The sequence below is a fragment of the Mesorhizobium kowhaii genome (assembly GCF_042431665.1).
Taxonomy (GTDB): Bacteria; Pseudomonadota; Alphaproteobacteria; order Rhizobiales; family Rhizobiaceae; genus Mesorhizobium; species Mesorhizobium kowhaii.
Window position 1 is genome coordinate 1 of record NZ_JBHLYT010000108.1, and the last position, 5,453, is coordinate 5,453.

Sequence of the window (5,453 nt, forward strand, 5' to 3'; positions counted from 1 at the left end):
TCGTCACCAACCTTGCAAGTGGCAAGGCCAAGGCGCTCTACGAGGATGTCTACTGCCGGCGCGGCGCTGCCGAGAACCACATCAAGTCGTGGAAGACGCATCTCTGCATCTCCGGCGATCGCAGAAAGCAGGGATTCTAGGAGATCGGCCCGACCGTGGACGTCGCCGATGGCGTAGGTGATGTGAGGCAAGCGGGTTCCTTTCGGAACGACGCTTACCGACAGGTCATTGGTTTTGTCTTAAATCCGCTTCATTGGCCATACGGACGAACAGTCCAGGCAGGCTGACTCAGCAACGGCCGCGCCGGAACTGGGTGTTCATCTTTCCATGCTCAATATGCTTGACGATCACGATATGGGACATGGCAGCAGATGAGCAACGCGCGGCAGCTAATGGCGGAAGTTCGCGCGCGAATGAAGTTACGCGAAGAAGCCTATCTGGAAGACCGCCACCGAAGGGTGGCAATCGCCATAAACGAGAGTCAGGTAGTTAACGGGCCTATGCCATTTGCGGAGTCCTTGGCCCTGTTGAAGGCGTTCGATGAACAGCACGAGGGCGCTGAACACGAATCCGCTTCCGCCAGTCCGGGCGGCATCTGAGACGCTGCTGATCGACCAACCCTCATGTGCATCGCCGGAATCTGGCGGGACGGCGCGGACGGTGAACCGCCCGACAGGCGGCGATGACCGCCTCCTTCTCCCGTGACGCGCTTCGTCCGGCCTGCAAAACGGCAGCACTCGTTCGTCTGCTCCACTTCGTTACCGCCTTTTGGATGAGTTACCGCGGTTCGTCGGCGCCCCTAAGGTTCCTCGACGTGTATTGCTCGACGAACAGTTTCTGTCCTCTTGGAGCCTCGCGTAAACTTGACTCGGCGCGCGCCTTCTCTCCTGTGAAAAGAATGCGTCATTGGAGCCTGGGAGTAAACATCAGTTGGTCTGCACTGCGCGGAATACACTTACTGAAGCCTTATCGTTTTAGTAACTGCGGAATGTCAATCTATTGCATGGGAAGTGGGAAAGGTATTAATACAAAGTTACTTGACGCCGATTTTATCAGGCGCTGGTCGAATCTTGATGGTGGCCAAGAGCGGGCAAACTATTCCCTTTTTTTGGCAGAGCTTTGTGATGTGATTGAAGTAAGGCGGCCTGATCCTGCATTGGCCGCCCATGACTTCAACGACTACGTGTTCGAACGGCGCGTTGAAAGAAAACGTCCGGACGGAACGACTGAAGCTGGCCGCATCGACCTCTACAAGCGAGGGTGCTTTATCCTCGAGGCGAAGCAGAGCCGTCTCCGTGGTGGCAAGAAAGCCATGCCAGAAGGCCAGGCAGACCTATTCACCTCGGCGGAGACCGCTCCTGCAGACACGGCGGCGTCCGGCCTCGATCACGTCATGGTCCAGGCGCGCCGGCAGGCCGAGCGATATGCGGCCTCACTACCCTCCGACCATCCATATCCGCCCTTCATCATCGCCTGCGATGTTGGGCGCGCCATCGAACTCTACGCCGATTTTTCCGGCCATGGACGCCACTACGCGCAGTATCCCGATGCCCGCCAGTTTCGCATCGAACTCAGCCAGCTCGCGAATCCTGATACACGGGATCTTCTACGGGCCGTGTGGGAACAGCCTCAATCCTTGGATCCGGCACAGAGGACGGCGAAAGTCACCCGCGAAATTGCCGGACAACTAGCGGAAATCTCCAAGGCCCTTGAGGCACGAGGCTTCGAGGCTCGCAGCGTTGCGGTTTTCCTCATGCGGTGCCTCTTCACGATGTTCGTCGAGGACGTGGGACTGCTCCGTAAGAAGGGCTTCACGGAGCTTCTGACGAAGTGCCTCGACAACCCCACGCGGTTCACCTTCGAAATCGACGACCTCTGGCATCACATGGATCGCGGGGACTATTCGCCGGGTATCGGGGAACGGCTGCTTCGGTTCAACGGCAAGCTGTTCAAGAACGCCGCATCCCTCCCGCTGACGAAGGAGGAAATACGCCTTCTCCGCGACGCGTCGGATGCAGATTGGCGCGATCTGGAGCCCGCAATCTTCGGTACCCTGTTCGAACAGGCGCTGGACCCGGTCGAGCGAAGGCGTCTCGGGGCGCACTACACGCCCCAAGCCTACGTGGAGCGCATTGTCGACGCAGCCATCATCGAACCTCTCAGCGAAGACTGGATCGGCTATCAATCAGCCGCCGAGCGTGCGATTCGCAACGGCTCGACGGCAGCCGCCATTCGCGAGGTCGAAGACTTCCTGAGGCATCTGGCATCCGTGCGGGTGCTTGACCCTGCGTGCGGCACTGGGAATTTCCTGTATGTAGCCCTTCGCCGGATGAAGCAACTGGAGGGTGAAGCGCTCAAGCAGTTGCAAGATATCGGAGGTGAGGACGCGGTTGTCCGTGTGGCGGACATCTCGGTGAAGCCGGAGCAGTTCTTCGGCATGGAACTCAACAAGCGGGCGGTTGAGATTGCCGAACTGGTGCTATGGATAGGATACATCCAATGGCACATGCGGACGCGTTCGACAGTGCCTCCTGAGCCCGTCTTAGGCAGCAGCGACCACGTTCACGCCAAGGATGCGCTCATCACTTGGTCAGGGTATCCGCATCCGCAGTTGAAGCGCGACGCGCTGGGCAAGCCTGTGGCCGATGGCCAGGGCAATGAGCTCTACGTCTATCCGAATGCGATCAGAGCCGACTGGCCGGAGGCTGATTTCATCGTCGGAAATCCCCCGTTCATCGGCGGAAAGGATATACGCGGGCGGCTCGGTGCGGAATACGTCGAGGCCTTGCGGGCCGCCAATCCGCAGATGAATCCTGCTGCAGATTTCGTGATGTACTGGTGGGACCGTGCTGCCGAACTGCTCGTCCGGAAGGGTACGCGACTGCGCCGCTTTGGCTTCGTCACAACCAATTCGATAACGCAAGTATTTCAGCGGCGGGTCCTTGAACGGTATCTGACGGGCACTTTGCCCGTTTCCCTCGTGCTCGCCATTCCGGATCATCCATGGACCAAGGCGTCGAAGGATGCCGCCGCAGTTAGGATTGCCATGACCGTAGCTGAAGCTGGCGAATGCGATGGCGTTGTGCGCCTCGTGACAAGAGAGGCTGGCCTCGACACCGACGAGCCCACGATCGAGTTCGTCGAACGTAAGGGCAGGATCAACGCAGACCTAACGATCGGGGTGAATGCAGATCGCGCCCTCGAACTCACCGCTAACAGTGCCATCTGCTATCGTGGGGTTCAGCTGATGGGTGGAGGGTTCATCGTTACGGAGGCGCGCGCGCGGGAGCTTGGTCTCGGGTCGCGGCCAGGTTTGGAGCGACACGTCAGGGAGTACCGGAACGGCAAGGATCTGACTTCCAGAGCGCGGAGGGTAATGGTCATTGATCTATTCGGCGCCACTGACGACAAAGTCCGGCGTGAATTTCCCGAAGTCTACCAGCATCTTCTTGAGACAGTCCGAAAGCAGCGGGCCGATACCTTCGCAAAATCTCCTACCAAGGATTCACAGGACTACCTTGATCACTGGTGGCTGTTCGGGAAGCCCAGAACCGAATTGCGACCCGCTTTGGAAGGCCTGCCTCGCTACATCGCCACTGTCGAAACGATGAAGCATCGCATCTTCCAATTCGTTGAAGCAAAGGTTCTTCCCGATAACATGCTGGTGATTATCGCATCGGATGACCCGTTCCATCTCGGAGTGCTTTCAAGTCGCATTCACCTGCAATGGCGTCCAGCGCAGGAGGAACGCTGGAAGACAGACCACGTTACACCAAGTCGAGGTGCTTTGACGCTTTCCCCTTTCCCAATGCCAGCGCATCCGCCCGCGTTGAGATCGGCGCGATTGCGGAGGAACTCGATGATACGCGCAAGCGAGTCCTTACCGAACACCCCGACCTGACTCTGACCGGGCTTTACAATGCTATGGAAGCCGTCGGGAGGGGTGGCGCGCTCTCGAGCAACGATCAGGATATCCGAAGCCGCGGCCGTGTCCTGATCTTGCAGGAGCTCCACGATCGGCTCGACGCGGCTGTCGTGAAGTCCTACGGGTGGCATTCGGATATCAGCATCGAGCAGATTCTCGACGGCCTTGTCCGGCTGAACGAAGTCCGGGCCGCCGAAGAGCGCCGAGGCTTGATCAAATGGCTGCGCCCCGAGTATCAGATCGACAAGATCGGTCCGCTGGCACATCGTGGCGACCGCATCCAAGCGATCCTGGCGACGAAGGTCAAAGCGAAAAAGACACCATTCCCGCCCGCGCGGCTGGACCAGGCACGGGTCGTCCTAGACCTAATGGTGCGTGCTAAAGCGCCTCTTTCGGCAGAAGAAATCGCCGTGACGTTCGCAGCGCCGGACGAGACGGTGGCCGAGGTGCGCGACGTTCTTCAGTCTTTGGTCCGACTTGGCCAGGCGGAAAGTTACGACAATGGAAGAAGTTTCTTCCGAGCGGCATAGGTGTTACCCCTCGGAAACACTCGCGTCTCGGTTGGCTGCGTCATATTCATCTACTCGTGCTTGTCGGTTTCCCGATCTCGCTGGCTAGGCAGGGCAGGTGCCTTGCCTACATTTATTGGCGTTTCCAGTCGGCCGATTGGGAGCTTGGTTGGTGCTTAGCGTGCGTCGACCGCTGGTTTGCGGCACCTGACCTGCCACTGAGAATTTCCTCCATCTGAGCTTAGAGTCCGGGCCTTGATTGAAGGACGGACTGATGAAGAGAAAGCGTTTTACGGCAGAGCAGATCATCGCGGTTCTGCGCGAGCATGAGGCGGGTGCGAGGGCGGGCGATCTGGCCCGCAAGCACGGGGTCTCGGAGGCGACGCTGTATAACTGGAAGGCCAAGTATGGCGGGATGGACGTCTCTGACGCCAAGCGCCTGAAGGCTCTGGAAGACGAGAACGCCAAGCTGAAGAAGCTGCTCGCCGACCAGATGCTCGAAGCCTCGGCGCTGCGTGAGCTTCTGTCAAAAAAATGGTAGGGCCCGCCGCCAAGCGCGAAGCCGTCGCGCATCTGCAGGCCGTCATGGGCCTGTCGGAGCGTCGGGCCTGTTCCTTCGTCTGCGCCGATCGCAAGATGATCCGCTACCAGTCTCGCCGACCGCCAGAGACGGAGCTGCGTGGTCGGCTGCGTGACCTCGCGAACGAGCGCCGACGCTTCGGCTACCGGCGGCTGTTCATCCTGCTCAGGCGCGAGGGCGAGGCATCTGGGGTCAACCGTATCTACCGTCTCTATCGCGAGGAAGGTCTGACGGTGCGCAAGCGCCGGGCAAGACGGCGAGCAGTCGGCACGCGGGCGCCGATCCCTGGTCGAGGCAAAGCCGAATGCGCGCTGGTCGCTGGATTTCGTCCATGACCAGTTCGCCTGCGGCCGGCGCTTCCGTGTGCTCAACATCGTCGACGACGTGACACGCGAATGTCTGGCCGCGATTCCGGACACCTCGATCTCCGGCCGTCGGG

General features: G+C 59.6%; 3 protein-coding genes and 2 pseudogenes. All 5 read left to right on the forward strand.

Features of this window, described 5'->3' with window-relative positions:
- Positions 1 to 104 (forward strand): annotated as a pseudogene (locus tag ACFFNA_RS35330) (transposase); the annotation flags it as partial.
- A gap of 267 nt (positions 105 to 371) precedes the next feature.
- A complete protein-coding gene (locus ACFFNA_RS35335; RefSeq protein WP_378924526.1) occupies positions 372 to 599 on the forward strand; it encodes a hypothetical protein in 228 nt (75 codons plus the stop codon).
- An 83-nt stretch (positions 600 to 682) separates the two neighbouring features.
- Complete coding sequence (locus tag ACFFNA_RS35340; protein ID WP_378924528.1) at positions 683 to 3,901, forward strand: class I SAM-dependent DNA methyltransferase; 3,219 nt, start codon at positions 683 to 685, stop codon at positions 3,899 to 3,901.
- 23 nt (positions 3,902 to 3,924) lie between these two features.
- A complete protein-coding gene (locus ACFFNA_RS35345) occupies positions 3,925 to 4,455 on the forward strand; it encodes a hypothetical protein (protein WP_378924530.1) in 531 nt (176 codons plus the stop codon).
- A 253-nt stretch (positions 4,456 to 4,708) separates the two neighbouring features.
- Positions 4,709 to 5,453: pseudogene (locus ACFFNA_RS35350) on the forward strand (IS3 family transposase); the annotation flags it as partial.

Coding starts and splice junctions, on each gene's coding strand:
- ACFFNA_RS35340 (WP_378924528.1), top strand. CDS start 683: ATGACCGCCTCCTTCTCCCGTGACGCGCTTCGTCCGGCCTGCAAAACG.
- ACFFNA_RS35335 (WP_378924526.1), top strand. CDS start 372: ATGAGCAACGCGCGGCAGCTAATGGCGGAAGTTCGCGCGCGAATGAAG.
- ACFFNA_RS35345 (WP_378924530.1), top strand. CDS start 3,925: ATGGAAGCCGTCGGGAGGGGTGGCGCGCTCTCGAGCAACGATCAGGAT.